13 protein-coding genes are annotated in these 15,983 nt (G+C 67.3%); 7 read left to right on the top strand and 6 right to left on the bottom strand.

What is annotated here, in order from left to right:
* Positions 1-4 precede the first annotated feature (4 nt).
* From rph to SLG_RS02440, 6 genes are all read left to right on the top strand, one after another.
* Positions 5-721 (top strand): ribonuclease PH, encoded by a 717-nt coding sequence (gene rph, locus SLG_RS02465; RefSeq protein WP_014074831.1) that lies wholly within the window; start codon positions 5-7, stop codon positions 719-721.
* A 16-nt stretch (positions 722-737) separates the two neighbouring features.
* A complete protein-coding gene (gene rdgB, locus SLG_RS02460) occupies positions 738-1,361 on the top strand; it encodes an RdgB/HAM1 family non-canonical purine NTP pyrophosphatase (RefSeq protein ID WP_014074830.1) in 624 nt (207 codons plus the stop codon).
* A 132-nt stretch (positions 1,362-1,493) separates the two neighbouring features.
* On the top strand, positions 1,494-1,931 hold the full coding sequence (locus SLG_RS02455; RefSeq protein ID WP_014074829.1) for a hemerythrin domain-containing protein: 438 nt from the start codon (positions 1,494-1,496) through the stop codon (positions 1,929-1,931).
* A gap of 30 nt (positions 1,932-1,961) precedes the next feature.
* Positions 1,962-3,110, top strand: coding sequence for a radical SAM family heme chaperone HemW (hemW, locus tag SLG_RS02450; RefSeq protein ID WP_014074828.1), 1,149 nt, complete (start codon positions 1,962-1,964; stop codon positions 3,108-3,110).
* A gap of 3 nt (positions 3,111-3,113) precedes the next feature.
* Positions 3,114-3,875: an NRDE family protein gene (locus SLG_RS02445; protein ID WP_014074827.1), complete on the top strand. Its 762-nt coding sequence runs from the start codon at positions 3,114-3,116 to the stop codon at positions 3,873-3,875.
* A 128-nt stretch (positions 3,876-4,003) separates the two neighbouring features.
* Positions 4,004-5,332, top strand: coding sequence for a hypothetical protein (locus SLG_RS02440; protein WP_014074826.1), 1,329 nt, complete (start codon positions 4,004-4,006; stop codon positions 5,330-5,332).
* Between the two features lie 30 nt (positions 5,333-5,362).
* Here the strand turns inward: SLG_RS02440 and SLG_RS02435 are convergent, their stop codons facing one another.
* The 5 genes from SLG_RS02435 to SLG_RS02415 form a co-directional block, all read right to left on the bottom strand.
* Positions 5,363-6,610, bottom strand: coding sequence for a DUF445 domain-containing protein (locus SLG_RS02435; protein ID WP_041392434.1), 1,248 nt, complete (start codon positions 6,608-6,610; stop codon positions 5,363-5,365).
* An 89-nt stretch (positions 6,611-6,699) separates the two neighbouring features.
* Complete coding sequence (locus SLG_RS02430) at positions 6,700-9,849, bottom strand: efflux RND transporter permease subunit (RefSeq protein ID WP_041391685.1); 3,150 nt, start codon at positions 9,847-9,849, stop codon at positions 6,700-6,702.
* Between the two features lie 51 nt (positions 9,850-9,900).
* Positions 9,901-11,076: an efflux RND transporter periplasmic adaptor subunit gene (locus SLG_RS02425; RefSeq protein ID WP_014074823.1), complete on the bottom strand. Its 1,176-nt coding sequence runs from the start codon at positions 11,074-11,076 to the stop codon at positions 9,901-9,903.
* 487 nt (positions 11,077-11,563) lie between these two features.
* Positions 11,564-12,352, bottom strand: coding sequence for an SDR family oxidoreductase (locus SLG_RS02420; protein WP_014074822.1), 789 nt, complete (start codon positions 12,350-12,352; stop codon positions 11,564-11,566).
* Positions 12,349-12,678, bottom strand: coding sequence for a nuclear transport factor 2 family protein (locus SLG_RS02415; RefSeq protein ID WP_041391684.1), 330 nt, complete (start codon positions 12,676-12,678; stop codon positions 12,349-12,351). Before SLG_RS02415 ends, SLG_RS02420 begins: the two co-directional genes overlap by 4 nt.
* A 96-nt stretch (positions 12,679-12,774) precedes the next feature.
* On the opposite strand from SLG_RS02415, the gene SLG_RS02410 reads away from it, so the two are divergent.
* Positions 12,775-13,680: a LysR family transcriptional regulator gene (locus SLG_RS02410; RefSeq protein ID WP_014074820.1), complete on the top strand. Its 906-nt coding sequence runs from the start codon at positions 12,775-12,777 to the stop codon at positions 13,678-13,680.
* A 37-nt stretch (positions 13,681-13,717) separates the two neighbouring features.
* Here SLG_RS02410 and uvrB read toward each other — a convergent pair whose 3' ends face one another.
* Positions 13,718-15,913, bottom strand: a complete 2,196-nt coding sequence (gene uvrB, locus SLG_RS02405) for an excinuclease ABC subunit UvrB (RefSeq protein ID WP_014074819.1) — start codon at positions 15,911-15,913, stop codon at positions 13,718-13,720.
* Between the last annotated feature and the right edge of the window lie 70 nt (positions 15,914-15,983).

Here is a 15,983-nt window from a genome sequence, read left to right as displayed (position 1 = left end):
GTTCATGCGCCCATCCGGCCGAGCCCCCGACGAAATGCGCACCATCGCGATGGAGCCCGGCTTCACCGTGCACGCGGAAGGGAGCTGCCTCGTCTCCTTCGGCGATACGCGGGTGCTGTGCACCGCCAGCATCGAGGAGCGCGTGCCGCCCTTCCTGCGCGGCAAGGGCGAGGGCTGGGTGACGGCGGAATATGGCATGCTGCCCCGCGCCACACACACGCGCGGCAGCCGCGAGGCGGCCAAGGGCAAGCAATCGGGCCGCACGCAGGAAATCCAGCGGCTCATCGGCCGCTCGCTGCGCGCGGTGGTGGACCTGAAGGCGCTGGGCGAGCGGCAGATCACGCTCGATTGCGACGTCATCCAGGCGGATGGCGGCACGCGCACGGCCAGCATCTCCGGCGCATGGGTGGCGCTGCGCATCGCGGTGGACAAGCTGCTGGCGAGCGGCGCGCTGAGCGTGGACCCCATCCAGGCGAAGGTCGCGGCGGTCTCCTGCGGCATCTATGAAGGCAATCCGGTGCTCGACCTCGATTATATCGAGGACAGCAATGCCCATGCCGACGCCAATTTCGTGCTGCTCTCCAACGGCAACATCGCCGAGGCGCAGGCAACGGCGGAAGGCGCGACCTATGACGAGGAAGCGCTGCTGCGCCTGCTGCGCCTCGCCCGCATCGGCTGCACGCAGATCTTCGCGGCGCAGGACAAGGCGACGGGGCGCTGAGCCCGCGCACGCTGCCATGACCCGCACGCTCCCCCCCGGCCGCCTCGTCATCGCCAGCCATAATGAAGGCAAGGTGCGCGAGATCACCGCGCTGCTCGGCCCGCATGGCATGGAGCCGGTCTCGGCCGGGTCGCTCGGCCTGCCCGAGCCCGAGGAGACCGGCACGACTTTCGCCGAGAATGCGCGGATCAAGGCCTTGGCCTCCGCCATCGCGTCCGGCCTGCCCGCGCTGGCCGACGACAGCGGCCTTGAAGTCGCGGCGCTGGGCGGGCGGCCCGGCGTCTACACCGCCGACTGGGCGGAGCGGCAATGGTTCGAGGGCGAGAAAGGCCGGGACTGGTACATGGCGATGGGCAAGGTCGAGGGCCTGCTGTGCGAGATCGGCCCCGATGCCGACCGCAGCGCGGCCTTCGTCTGCACGCTGTGCCTCGCCTGGCCGGACGGCGAGACCGCCCTGTTCGAGGGACGCGCCGAAGGGCTGCTCGTCTGGCCGCCGCGCGGCCGGCAGGGCTTCGGCTATGATCCGGTGTTCCAGCCCGCCGGCCAGACCCTGACCTTCGGCGAGATGGCGCCCGAGGCGAAGAAGGCGATCAGCCACCGCACCCGCGCCTTCGAGCGGCTGGTCGCCGGGCTCTTCTGACCCCGGCGGAGGCGCGGACGCGCCTTTTTTTCGCAGTTTTCCGCCCCTGTGCCGGCCCTCGTTAACCAGATGCTATGGTCTTTCCGCCGATGGCTATGGTCCTAGACAGGGTCAATAAGGGGGCAGTCCGCAATGACGGACGACATTTTCAGGCAGCACCGCGTGATGATCGCGGCGGGGGAAGACTTGCTAGCGACGGCGCGCCGCACGCCACCGGCGCGACTCGAGGAGATCGCGCAGCTGCGCGTGCGCCTCGCCGGGCTGGCCATGGCGCATCTCAAGGCCGAGGAGGAAACGATCGTCAGGCCGCTCATGAGCAGCGGCCGGATCGACCAGATCCCCGGCGCCGCGGCGCTGATCGCCGAATGCCGGGCCGGGCATGGCGCTTATTCCGACCATGTGCGCAGATGGACGCTCCCCGCCATCGACGCGGACCGGGCCGGCTATGCACAGGCGCTCTCGCAGATGCTCGACCAGCTGCGCGTCATGATGGAACGCGAGGAACGGCTGCTCTACTGGCCCGCGCTGCGACTGCTGGGCGCGACGCCCCGGGAGACGCAGGCCGGCTGACTTTCCGCGCGCAGCCGCTATAGCGGCGCGATGACTCCCGCGGCGCCTCTTGCCCTCTACATCCATTGGCCGTTCTGCGTCGCCAAATGCCCTTATTGCGACTTCAACAGCCATGTGCGCGAAGAGGTGGACCAGGAGGCCTGGCGGGACGCGCTGCTGCGCGACCTGGCCCATGAGGCCGCGCTGCTGCCGGGCCGGACGCTGGGCTCCATCTTCTTCGGCGGCGGCACGCCCTCGCTGATGCCACCCGCCACCATTGCCGCGCTGATCGACGCGGCGGCGGGGCACTGGCACTTCGACGAGACCATCGAGATCAGCATGGAAGCCAATCCGAACAGCGCGGAAGCCGCGCGCTTCCGGCAGGCGGCCGATGCCGGGATCAACCGCCTCTCGCTGGGCCTGCAGGCGCTCGACGACGCGGCGCTGCGCTTCCTTGGCCGCGCGCATGACCTGAGCGAGGGACTCGCGGCGCTGGACGCGGCGCAGGCCTGCGTCGAGCGCGTGAGCATCGACCTCATTTATGCACGCCCCGGCCAGAGCCTTGCCGACTGGGACGGCGAGCTGCGCCGCGCGCTCGCCTTCGGCACCGATCATCTCTCGCTCTACCAGCTCACCATCGAGCCCGGCACGCGGTTCGAGACGGACGTGAGGCGCGGCGCCTTCACGCCCGCCGATGCGGACCATGCCGCCGACCTTTTCGAACTGACGCGCGCCATGACGGGCGCTGCCGGGCGCCCGGCCTATGAAGTCTCCAACCATGCCGCCCCCGGTCAGGAGAGCCGGCACAATCTCGCTTACTGGCGCTATGCCGACTATGCCGGCATTGGTCCGGGCGCGCATGGGCGGCGCGGCGGCACCGCCACCGCGCGCCACCGCAAGCCCGAGAACTGGATGCGCGCCATCGAGCGCAATGGCCATGGCCTCGTGGAGGAGCGCCTGCTCTCGCCCGCCGAGCAGGCGGGGGAAGCGCTGATGATGGGGCTGCGCCTCGCCGATGGCGTGGACCTGCGCGCGATCGCCGCACGCACCGGCCTCGCCCCCGACGCCCTCATCGACGAGGCCGCCGTGACGCGACTGGCCGGGCACGGGCTGGTGACGCGCGCGGGCGACCGGCTCGCCACCACCCCGGCGGGCATGCTGCTGCTCGACGGCATCCTCGCCGAGATCGTGGCGGTCTGAGCGATGTGCGTGCTGGCCTTCGCCTGGGACGCTCACCCAAGCTGGGCGCTGGTGATGGCGGGCAATCGCGACGAGCTGCATGACCGCCCGGCGGCGCCGCTCGGGCGCTGGCCGGACGCCGAGCATGTGATCGGCGGGCGCGACCTGCAATCGGGCGGAAGCTGGCTCGGTGTCTCCGAGGAAGGCCGCTTCGCCGTGGTGACCAATCTGCGCGGCTACGGCCCGCCGGTGCCCGGCCGGGCCTCGCGCGGGGCCCTGGTCGCCGACCTGCTCACCGGGACGGGCCCCCATGCCGACGCACGGACGGCCGACCTCACCGCTTTCAATCCCTTCAACCTCATCGTCGCCGACCGGCAGGGCGCGCTGTTCATGACCAACAGGCCGTCGCCCGTCCGCGTGCGGCTGGGGCCGGGCCTCTACGGCCTTTCCAACGGCGCGCTCGACGAGCCCTGGCCCAAGACCGTGCAACTCAAGGCCGCCCTGCTCGACTGGCTGCTGACGGATGCCGGCGACCCCGCCGCGCTGCTCGACCCGCTGCGGCAGGAACATCTCCCCGATTTCGGGCAGGCGCCCGCCGTCCCGTCCGAGATCGCGCAGGAGCCGCGCCAGTCGCCGGTGTTCATCCGCAATCCCGTCTATGGCACGCGGTGCAGCAGCGTGGTGGCGATCGACCGGGCCGGCAAGGGCACGATCATCGAGCGACGCTTCACGCCGGACGGCGCGCCGGCAGGCGAAACCCGCCTCGCCTTTGCATGGCCTTCATGAGCCCGCCGGGGCGGCCGCGCCCGGGCAGGCGGGACATCAAGCTGTCGATGCGCTGACAAGTCCATTCCACCATCGTTCATTTCGTCGCATTATTCTTCGCCTGGGTTCATGGTGGGAGGGAACAGGATATGGCGAGTGAGATTGCACGCTCCGGGCGGGTGGCCCGGCACGGACATGGTCTTGCGCTGGGCATCGCGGCGCTGCTGATATCGGGCAGTGCGCAGGCCGTGACGCTGAACGGCCTCACGCGCGGCGCCTTCGGCGAGATCTATGGCAGCTACGCGCCGCGCGGCGAGTGCGCGAGCGGGCCGAGCGTCACCATCGACGACAAGGGCTTCACCTTTCGCGCCACGGGCCGCACGGTGACGCAGCACCGCGTGGAATATGCCGCATCCTTCATGGGACCGACCTATGACGGCATCACGTCCGTCTTCTTCCCCTTCCCGGTCAGCGCCAACGATTTCGGCCGGCTCATCATGTTCGTGAATGACGACGAGAAGCGGGGCGTCATCCGCTTCGATGCCGATCTGGGGCCGGGGCAGCGCGCCGACCCCTTCCAGGCGGCCTTCACGTCCGCCTCCCCCTTCCAGCTCTGCAAGGGCACCGGCGCGGCGGTGACGGCTGCCCCGGCGGCGACCAGGGCAGCACCGGTCGCGCCGGTCGCGGGCCTGCCGATGGAATGGACGAACCTGCCGAGCCTCGTCGGCAAATATCCCGGCAGCTATGCGCGCGACAATATCGACCTGTTCGACAAGGGCGCGGTCGCCGCCGCGCTGCGCAGCCGGCTCGGCCCGAAGATGGACGTGCTCAAGACCAACCTCAATGTGGTCGGCCCGCTCGGCCGGCAGGGCAATCTCTATTATATCTCCGGCAATGCGCAGCATCAGGGCGGCGTCGAGCAGGCCTATGTGCTGATCGACCCCGCGCGCAAGGCCGTGCAGGTGGGCCTCTGGGAAAAGGGCAAGCTGACCGTCTATCCCCCGGCGCAGGGCGGCCGCATCCCCGTGCCTGCCGAGATCGCGACCATGCTGCAGAACAGCCCGCCGGAAACGGCCACGCCGCTGCCGGGCACGCCCTGGGAGCTGGTGCCGGTGCAGGGCCGCGCCCCGCTCGCTTATGTGAGCGCCGCCGGATCGCCCAACATCGAATCGCTCAGCCTCTATTGCGAGGGCGGCAAGCCCTATATGGCGATGCTGCTGAACAAGCCGGCCCGCCCGGGCGCGCTCACCATGACGTGGAACTTCTCCGGGCGGCTGGTCAATCTGCCGGTGCGCGCCGCGAGCAACAACGGCACCCAGTGGATCGGCAGCGTCTCCGGCACGCCGCTGCTGCCGCTGCTCATGCAGCAGAAAGGCACGGTGATGCTGCGGCTGAACGGCAAGCTGGAAGGCGAGGCTTCGCTTGCCAATGCCCCGGCGACGCTGCGCACGGCCCTGCGGCCATGCGCGCAACTGTGAGGCTGATCGACGTTCGGCGCTAATGGGCCCTCAGCTGGGGAACAGCGCCGACATGCTGTGCAGGACGACGCCGACCAGCCCGCCGACCAGCGTGCCGTTGATGCGGATATATTGCAAATCCCGGCCGACCGCGCTTTCCAGCCGGTCGGTCACGGTGCGGGCATCCCAGCTGCGCACCGTCTCCGAGACGAGCGTCACGATGCTGCCGCCATAACGCGCGGCCGTGCCCACGGCGACGCGCCGGGCGAAGCGGTTCACCAGCCGGCGCAGCGCCGGATCGTCCCGCATGGTCTCGCCGATCTGCCGCGTGAACTCGCCCAGCCGGCCCGCGAGCACCGCCTCGGGATCGCGCGCCGCGCGCAGCAGCCCCTCGCGTGCGGCTTGCCAGAGCCCGTCCAGCCAGCGCTGCATCGCGGGATTGGCGATCATCTCGTCCCGCATGCGATCGACCCGCGCCTGCATCTTCGGGTCATGCTGCAGATCGAAGGCGAGCGTCATCAGCCCTTCCTCGACCTTGGCGCGCAGGCGGTGGTCAGGATCGTCGGCGGCTTCCTGCAGGAGGTTTTCCAGCCCCTGGATGATCTTGCCCGCCAGCGTCTCGTCGAGACCGGTCCAGCGCATGATCGTGCCCGACCGCTCGTGCACGATCTGGTGGATGAGCGGGGCATTGGCTTCCAGCGTGCGCGCGGCCCAGCGGATCAGCGCGTCGATGACCGGGCGGTGGCGCCCTTCCCGCATCGCGGCGCTGAGCAATTGACCGGCGAGCGGCGCAAGCTGCACCTGGCTGATGCGCTGCACCAGCGCGGCCTTGATCATGCCGCCGAGGCGCTGGTCATCGAGCGCCTCAAGCCCGTCCGCCAGCAGGCGCGAGGCGCCGCGCCGCAGCCGGTCGTCCGTGCCGGACGGCGCCGCGAGCAGCCGCCCGGCAGCGGCGGCCACGTCGACCCGGCCCATGCGGCGCGCAACGACGGCGGGCGTGAGGAAATTGTCGCGCAGGAAGGCCGCCAGCGTGTCGCCGATGCGGTTCTTGTTGCGCGGGATGATCGCGGTGTGCGGGATCGGCAGGCCAAGCGGATGGCGGAACAGCGCAGTGACGGCGAACCAGTCCGCCAACCCGCCGACCATCGCCGCTTCCGCAAAGGCGCGCACGAAGCCGATGCCGGGATGCACGGGTTCGAAGCTGCGGGCAGTGACGTAAAGCGCGGCCATCACCAGCAGCAGACCGGTCGCGACGATCCGCATCTGCCGTGCGCCGCCGCCAGCGGAAATCCGGATCATGCCTCTCTCGCCGCCCATCGCTCGCCTGTCATGCCGCCCACCCGGCATGGTGACAAGCCCGATGGCGCGCTTTGGTTCCCGAAAGCGCGCTATTCGGCCGGGTGCGTGGCCGCCGGCGTGTCTTCGCGACCGTCATAAGTGAGGAAGCGACGGCGCAGCCACGGCCCGAGCCGCTTCTCCAGCCCGTCCGCCAGGCTGAAGGCCGCCGGGACGATCGCGAGGGTCAGCAGAGTCGAGAGCACGAGGCCGCCGATCACCGTGATGCCCATCGGCGAGCGCCAGGCGCCATCGCCGGTCAGCGACAGGGCGGTCGGCACCATGCCCGCGGTCATCGCGACCGTGGTCATGACGATCGGCTGGGCGCGCTTGTGGCCCGCTTCCATGATCGCCTCGAACTTGGGCACGCCGCGATCCATCTCCTCCAGCGCGAAGTCGATCAGCAGGATCGAGTTCTTGGCCACGATGCCGAGCAGCATCAGCAGGCCGATATAGACCGGCAGCGAGATCGGCTCGCCCAGCACGAGCAGGAAGAGCAGGCCACCCAGCGGCGCCAGCGCGAGCGAGCACATGTTGACCAGCGGGGAAATGAACCGCTTGTAGAGCAGCACCAGCACCGCGAAGACCAGCATCACGCCCGAGGCGACCGCGACGATGAAGTTGACGATCAGCTCCTGCTGCCAGCGATCGCTGCCGACGGCCTGATTGGTGACGCCGGCCGGCAGGTTCTTCATCGTGGGCAGCTCGTTGATCTTGTTCATCACCGGGCCCTTGACGGCCCCGCGCGCCAGATCCGCGCCGACGAAGATGCGGCGCTGCTGGGCATAACGCTGGATGGTGGTCGGGCCGGCTCCGAAGCTGATCTCGGCGACACGGCTGAGCGGCACCGATCCGCCGCCCGCCGTCTGCACCGGCAGGTTCTCGATGGTCGAGAGATTGCGGCGGGACGATTCGGGCAGCATCACCCGGATCGGCACCTGCCGGTCCGACAGCGAGAATTTCGCGCTGTTCTGGTCGATGTCGCCCAGCGTGGCGATGCGGATCGCCTGGCTCAGCGAGGTCGTGGTCACGCCAAGCTGCGCGGCCAGATCAAGCCGGGGACGGATGATGAGCTCGGGGCGCTGCATGTCCGCATTCACGCGCGGTGCCACCACCTCGGGAATGGACTTCATTTCCTCGGCGAGCTTTGCGGCGGTCTCCTCAAGCACCTTGGGATCGGAACCGTTGAGCATGACCGAGATGTCGCGCCCGGTGCCGAAGCCGCCCTGCTGCGAAGCGAAGGTGACGCGCGCATCGGGGAACTCGGCAAGCCGCGGCGCCAGTTCGCGCTCCAGCTCGATGCTCGACCGCTTGCGATCCTTCTTCAGCGTGATGAAGATGCGCGCATTGCCCTCGCCAATGTTCGCCATGGCGTTTTCCACCTCTGGCTGGGCATTGATGAGCGCCGCGACGCGATCGGCGACGGCTTCCGACTGCCGCAGCGTGGTGCCCGGCACCATCTCGATGTTGATGCGGCTGAAGTCATTGTCCTGGTTCGGCTCGAACTGCTGCGGCATCGTCATCAGCAGCACGATCGTCAGGACGAACGCGCCGAGGCCGAAGCCCATCATCCACAGGCGATGATCGAGGAACTTCGCGGTGATGCGCCGGCCGAAGCCGCCGCCGCTGGCATAGGCCTTGGCCCGCCGGTCATCGAGCGCCCAGGCGAGCAGGCCCATATAGCGGTCCATCAGCCAGCCTTCGCCATGCTTCTCCTCGCCATGATGCTCGAGGAAATAGGCAGCGATCATCGGCGTGATCATGCGTGCCACGGCAAGGCTGATGAGCACCGAGATGACGACGGTGAAGCCGAAATTCTTGAAGAACTGGCCGGAAATGCCGGGCATGAGCCCGACCGGCAGGAACACCGCGACGATGGACATGGTGGTCGCCACGACCGCGAGGCCGATCTCGTCCGCCGCGTCGATCGACGCCTGATAGGCCGTCTTGCCCATGCGCATGTGCCGGACGATGTTCTCGATCTCCACGATCGCATCGTCGACCAGCACGCCCGCGACCAGGCCGAGCGCCAGCAGGGACAGGAAATTGAGGTTGAACCCCATGATGTCCATGAAGAAGAAGGTCGGGATCGCCGAGAGCGGGATGGCGATGGCGCTGATGACCGTGGCGCGCCAGTCGCGCAGGAAGATGAACACCACGATGACCGCCAGCACCGCGCCTTCCACGATGGCGTGCATGGAGCTGTTATACTGGTTCTTGGTATAATTGACGCTGGTGAAGCGCTGGTAGAACTTCACGCCCGGATTGGTTTCCTCCAGGCTCTTGAGCACGCGCATCGTCTCGTCATAGACGTTGACGTCCGATGCGCCCTTGGCGCGCTCGATCGAGAAATTGACGACCTGCTTGCCGGCCACCTTGGCCATGCGCTTCTGCTCGCCATAGCCGTCCGTCACGGTGGCCAGCTCGGAGAGAAGCACGCTGCGGCCATTGCCGAGCGAAATCTGCGTCTGGCCCAGATCATAAGCCGACTGCGCGTTGGCGAGCACGCGGACCGACTGGCGCGAGCCGGCGATTTCCGCCTGGCCGCCCGCCGCGTTCAGGTTCACCTGGCGCAGCGCCTGATTGATCTGCGTGGCCGTGACGCCAAGCGACTGCATCTTCACCGGATCGAGGATGACGCGGATCTCGCGGTCCACGCCGCCGCCGCGGCCCACGCGCGCCATGCCGGGAATGGAGAGCAGACGCTTGGCCACCGTATCATCGACGAACCAGCTCAGCTGCTCGATCGTCATGTCCGAGGCCTGGACGGAATAATAAGCGATTTCCGCGCCGCCCACGTCCACCTTCTGCACGAAGGGTTCGAGAATGCCGTCCGGCAGGTCGGAGCGGATCTGGTCGACCGCGTTCTTCACTTCCTGCACGGCGACGTTGGGATCGATGCCGATCTGGAACTGGACGAACGTGTCGCTGGAGCCTTCGCGCGCGGTCGACTGGATCTCGTCCACGCCATTGATGCCGCGCACCGCGGACTCGATGCGCTGCGTGATCTGCGTCTCGATTTCCGTCGGCGCGGCGCCCGGCTGGGTGATCGTGATCTCCACCGCCGGGAAATCGATGTCGGGATTGTCCACGACCGCCATGTTCATGAACGAGATGATGCCCGCGAGCAGCAACCCCAGGAAAATGACGATGGGCGGCACCGGATTGCGGATACACCAGGCCGAAATATTGCGCATAGCCACTTGCTCCGTCAGGCTGCGACCCGCCGGCCGATCGCCGGCGCGGACGCGCCTTTAGCTGCTCTTCTTCTCGATTCGCGGATTCACCGTCTCGCCGGGGTTGAGGAAGCCGCTCGCATAGAGCACCACCTTCTCGCCACCCTTGAGACCCTGCGTGATCGCGATGCCGGCAGCGGTGACCGCACCGGTCCGCACGTCGCGGCGCTCGATCTTGTTGTCCTTGCCCACGATGTAGACGAAGCTGCCCTTCTGGTCGCTCTGCACCGCCGATTCCGGCAGCACCGCAGCATCCAGCCGCTCCATCGCGATCTGCGCGTGGGCGAAGCCGCCGGGGCGCAGGGCGGGATCATAAGGCAGCGCGATGCGCGCGATGCCCTGCCGGGTCGACTGGTCGATCACCGGCGACACCTGCCAGACATGGCCCTCGAAGCTGCGCTCGAAGCCGACGGGCGTCACATTCGCGACCGTGCCGATCTTCAGGCGGGCAAGTTCGTCTTCCGAAAGCAGGGCGCGCAGTTCCATCTCGCCGCCACGGGCGATGCGGAACAGCACACCGCTGCCGCCGCTGACCACCTGGCCGGGCTCGACATCACGGGTGAGCACGATGCCGGCGGCGGGGGCACGGATATCGAGCCGGCCGACCTGCGCGCGCATGGAATTGAGCTGGGCAGCCGCGACATTGACCCGCGCCACGGCGGCATCCCGCGTCGCGACGCGCTGATCGATATCGGCCTGCGAGACGAAGCCGTCCGAAAGCAGGGCGCGGGCACGATCGAGATTGTTCTGGGCGAGCTTGGCATCAGCCTTCGCCACGTCCACGCTGGCGGCCAGCTGCGCGATCTGCTCGGCCTGGACCGAACGCTCGATCGAGGCGAGGATCTGGCCGGCCCCAACGCGATCGCCCGGCTGGACATGGACCGCGAGGATGCGACCGCCCTCGCCCACCACGCCCACGGGCATGTCGACGCGCGCCGCGAGCGTGCCGGTGGCATTCGCCATGCGGGTGACAGCTTCCTGCCCCGGCACGGCGACCGTGACCAGCGGGACCTGATTGGCCGTCTCACCCTGGTCGCCGGAACCGGCAAACATGCGATAGCCAATGAAGACCGCGAGCGCGAGCAGCACCCCAAGGCCAACGAAAAGGAGCATCCTGCGCCGCTTGCGGGCCGTCTCCGCGTCGATTTCGTCCCCCAGCATGGCCTCGTATTTCATGTTGGTTTCGTAATTCATGGGTTCCGCCGCCTCGGTGCATGAGCGCCCCTCGTGGTCCGCACTGTATTATCCGAATAAATCACCACCGACAAGCCGGATTCGAAGAAATTTCGCAGCTGCAACATTCTCGTCCCCAGCCGGCCGGCCAGTCATGGCCTGCGGCCATGTGGTCCTTCCGCCATGAACAGGGCATTAAGCTCGGCATGTGGCTGATTGTATCTCGCCTCCGAACCGCCAGCGCAGCCCGAAACGACCGGCAGTCTCTGTAGAGTTCGTCGACCTTGAGTCAATCGGTTTCACTGTGCCGTTGCCGCGTTATACTGCATCGCGCGCCCAATAGTGCTATGAAAAACACACCGAAATTATCCGCGCGTCGGAAATGAAACGGCCCGGAGGGACCAAGCCGTCGGTCTCGTGCGACAGGTGGAACGGCAGCCCCTGTCAGAAGCTGCCGTTCAGCATTTGCGCGAGGGGCTTCCCCGGAGGACGAGCGCCGGATGGCCGCTCAAACGGTGCGGATGGTCCCGCCATCGATCACGAACTCGGCGCCATGGATCGCGGCGGCACGGTCCGAGGCGAGATAGGCAATGAGGTCGGCCACCTCTTCCGGTTCGGCGCCCCGGCCGATCGGAATCCCGCCCAGGGCATCGAGCACGGACTGGCGCGCATCGTCGATCGTGCCGCCATTGGCAGCCCGCAGCATTTCAAGAAAATGTCCGGCGGCATCCGTCATGATCCAGCCGGGCGAGACCGAGTTGACCCGCACGCCCCTGGGACCGAGCTCCTTCGAGATCGACTTGCTGTAGGTCCTCAGCGCAGCCTTGGCAGCGGCATAGCCGGTCGTGGATTCAGGCAACGGCAGGACGGACTGGATCGAGGTGACGTGTACCACCACGCCCTCGCTCCGCTCGAGCATCTGCGGGATCAGCAGCCGATCGAGCCGGACCGTCGCCAGCAGATTGAGGTTCAGCTCGGCGAGCCAGTGGTCGTCCGTCAGCGCGGCGAAGCCACCCGCCGGCGAAGCCGAACCGCCAATGACATGGGCGAGAATGTCGATGCCGCCCAGCCGCTCGAGCGCCGCCCTGGCCAGTGCTTCGCCGCCCTCCGCGGTCGTCAGGTCCGCCTGCACATAGTCGACGCCCTCCATGGGATCCTTGATCGCACGGGCAGCCGTGATGACACGGGCTCCGCCGGCCAGGAAGCGCTCGACCGTGGCGCGGCCGAGGCCCTTGGTGCCGCCGCTGACGAGCACGCGCTTGCCGGCGAACTCGGTGGGATCGACCCTGATGCTCATAGCGTGACCTCCAGCGTCCCGATGGCGCCGTCCACCAGCGTGAAGCGGTAAGTGAAGCGCAGCGGGCTACCCGGGAAGTCACCATGAGCGGGACCTTCGACGACGATATCGTTGCCGTCTTCCCGGACGGTATCGGGCGTGAAGATCGCTTTCACCGGGATCACTTCTTCCTCGAACAGCCGGCGGATCGCCGCCTGCCCCTCGAAAGGCTTGCCGTTGTCGATGAAGACGGCCTCGCGCAGGAAAGACTTCAACATGCCGTCGATATCGAGACGGGCATTCGCTTCGACATAGTCGGCAATCGGCTTGGGCAGGTCCATTGACATGGTCATCTCCTCGACAGTGAGGAGGCCTATTTAGCGATGGACATTTCGCCTGATAATCGAGACAAATCGACATAGGATGTTGCGGATATCGGGACAATGAATCGCCATTCGCTGATCGAGCTCGAGGCGGTTCTCGCCATCGTCCGCTGCGGATCGTTCCGCGCGGCGGCGCTCGATCTCGGCATGTCGACCACGGCCATCAGCAACGCAGTGGGCAAGCTCGAGCGGGAGCTTGCCGTGCGATTGTTCAATCGCACCACACGCAGCGTCTCGCTCACTCATGCGGGTCGGATCTTCGTCGCACAGATCAAGCCAGCGCTGGAGGACATCCAGAAGGCGATGAACACGGCGCGTTCCCAGCAGGAGACGCCGTCCGGCACATTGCGCATCAATGCCTTCGCGACGGCGGCGCGCGAGATCATGGTGCCGCTGGTCCTGACCTATCTGCAGCGCTATCCGCAGGTTCATATCGACCTCGTCACCGAAGGACGGCTGGTCGACGTCGTGGCGGCGGGCTTCGATCTGGGCGTGCGCAGCGCGGATCTGGTGCCCAGCGACGCAATCGCCATACCGCTGGGTCAGATGCGACGCATGGCGGTTGCCGCGGCCCCCGCCTTCTTCGAAAGCAGGGCTATCCCGCAAGTGCCGCAGGAGCTGCTCACTTATCCCTGCGTTCGCGTGCGGCTTCCCAATGGCGCCTTGTTCCGATGGCGGTTCGAGAAGGGCGGTGAAGAATTGCAGCTCGACGTCGAGGGCCCGATGACTCTCGACGAAGCGTCGCTAGCCCGGATCGCGGTGACCAACGGCGTAGGGATCGGCTATTTCATGGAAGCCGACATACGCGACGACATTGCGGCGGGCCGGCTCGTGCGCATTCTCGAAGACTGGACGCCGCCGCTGGTGCCGCTGTGCCTCTATTATTCCAATCGGCGCAATTCCTCCGCGGCCTTCCAGGCCTTTATCGCCCTCGCGCGCGACTTCGCCGCCGGACGGCTTGCATGATCTTGAATGGCAAGCCGGAAGACCTCCTCCGCGCCGCCTAGCGCCCCATCTTCCGCTGCGTCTTGCCGTAGCGCATCTTGCGCGTCCCCGGCTTGCCCTCGGTCGCGCGGCCCTGGTAGCGGCCGGCGCCGGCGGTGACCTGCTGGTCGGCGGGCAGGCCCAGTTCCTCGGCTTCCAGCTTGCGGATCTCGTCGCGCAGGCGGCCGGCTTCCTCGAATTCGAGGTCGGCGGCGGCGGCGCGCATCTTCTTCTCCAGTTCCTCGATATAGGCGCGCAGATTGTGGCCGACGAGGTGCGGCGCATCCTCCAGCCCGGTCTCGACCGTCACCTGATCCTTGCTCGAGACATGCGCGATGATGTCGCCGATCTGCTTCTTGACGCTTTCCGGCGTGATGCCGTGCTCGAGATTATAGGCCATCTGCTTCTCGCGGCGCCGGCCCGTCTCGTTGAGCGCGCGCTCCATGGAGCCGGTGATGCGATCGGCATAGAGGATGACGCGCCCGTCGACATTGCGCGCGGCGCGGCCGATGGTCTGGATGAGGCTGGTCTCGGAGCGCAGGAACCCTTCCTTGTCCGCATCGAGAATGCCGACAAGGCCGCATTCCGGAATGTCCAGCCCCTCGCGCAGCAGGTTGATGCCGACCAGCACGTCATAGACGCCCAGCCGCAGGTCGCGGATCAGCTCGATGCGCTCCAGCGTCTCGACGTCGCTGTGCATGTAACGCACCTTGAGGCCCGCCTCGTGCATGAACTCGGTCAGATCCTCGGCCATGCGCTTGGTGAGCGTGGTGACGAGCGTGCGATAGCCCTTTGCCGCCGTGATCCGCGCCTCGTTGATGAGATCGTCGACCTGGTCCTCGACCGGCTTGATCTCCACCGGCGGGTCGATGAGGCCGGTCGGGCGGATGACCTGCTCGGAAAAGGTACCGCCGGTCTGCTCCATTTCCCAGGGGCCGGGCGTGGCCGAGACGCTGACCGTCTGCGGGCGCATCGCATCCCATTCGTTGAAGCGCAGTGGCCGGTTGTCGATGCAGCTCGGCAGGCGGAAGCCATATTCAGCGAGCGTCACCTTGCGGCGATGGTCGCCCCGCGCCATTGCGCCGATCTGCGGCACGGTCTGGTGGCTCTCGTCGACGAACAGCACCGCGTTTTCCGGCAGATATTCGAACAGGGTCGGCGGCGGCTCGCCGGGCAGGCGGCCGGTGAGGAAGCGGGAATAATTCTCGATGCCCGCGCAGCTGCCCGTCGCGGCGATCATCTCCAGGTCGAAATTGGTGCGCTGCTCCAGCCGCTGGGCCTCCAGCAGCTTGCCTTCCTCGACCAGCTCCTTGAGCCGCTCGGTCAGCTCATGGCGGATCGCTTCCATCGCCTGCTTGAGCGTGGGGCCGGGCGTGACATGGTGGCTGTTCGGGAAGACCTTGATGTAATCGAGGCTCGCGGCCTTCTTGCCGGTCAGCGGATCGAACTCGACGATCTCCTCGATCTCGTCGCCGAAGAAGCTGATCCGCCAGGCATTGTCCTCATAATGGCTGGGGAAGATCTCCAGATTGTCGCCGCGCACGCGGAAATTGCCACGCGCGAAGGCCGCATCGTTGCGCTTGTACTGCAAGGCGACAAGCTTGCGGACGATTTCGCGCTGGTCGGCGACCTGGCCCTTCTTGAGGGAGAAGGTCATCGCCGAATAGGTCTCGACCGAGCCGATGCCGTACAGGCAGGAGACCGAGGCGACGATGAGCACATCGTCCCGCTCCAGCAGCGCGCGCGTGGCCGAGTGGCGCATCCGGTCGATCGCCTCGTTCACGCTCGACTCCTTCTCGATATAGGTGTCGGAGCGCGGCACATAGGCCTCTGGCTGGTAGTAGTCGTAGTAGCTGACGAAATACTCGACGGCATTGTCCGGGAAGAAGCTCTTGAACTCGCCATAGAGCTGGGCGGCGAGGATCTTGTTGGGCGCCAGCACCAGCGCCGGGCGCTGCACGGCCTCGATCACCTTGGCCATGGTGAAGGTCTTGCCCGAGCCGGTGACGCCGAGCAGCACCTGATCCTTCTCGCCCGCCATCGCGCCTTCCACCAGCTCGGCGATCGCGGTGGGCTGGTCGCCCGCCGGCTCATAGTCCGAGACAAGCCGGAACTTGCGGCCGCCCTCGGCCTTTTCGGGACGCGCGGGCCGGTGCGGCACGAAGGAGTCGCCGGTCTGCGGTTCATCGAGCGTGGTGCGGATCTGGATCGCCATGGCGGCAATATGGCGAGCGGACCGCCCGGCGGCAATGCGCAGAAGAACAAATGTGGGGCAAGCCGCGCAC

This window comes from Sphingobium sp. SYK-6 (assembly GCF_000283515.1).
Taxonomy (GTDB): Bacteria; Pseudomonadota; Alphaproteobacteria; order Sphingomonadales; family Sphingomonadaceae; genus Sphingobium; species Sphingobium lignivorans.
This window is presented reverse-complemented; position numbering and strand designations above follow the sequence as displayed.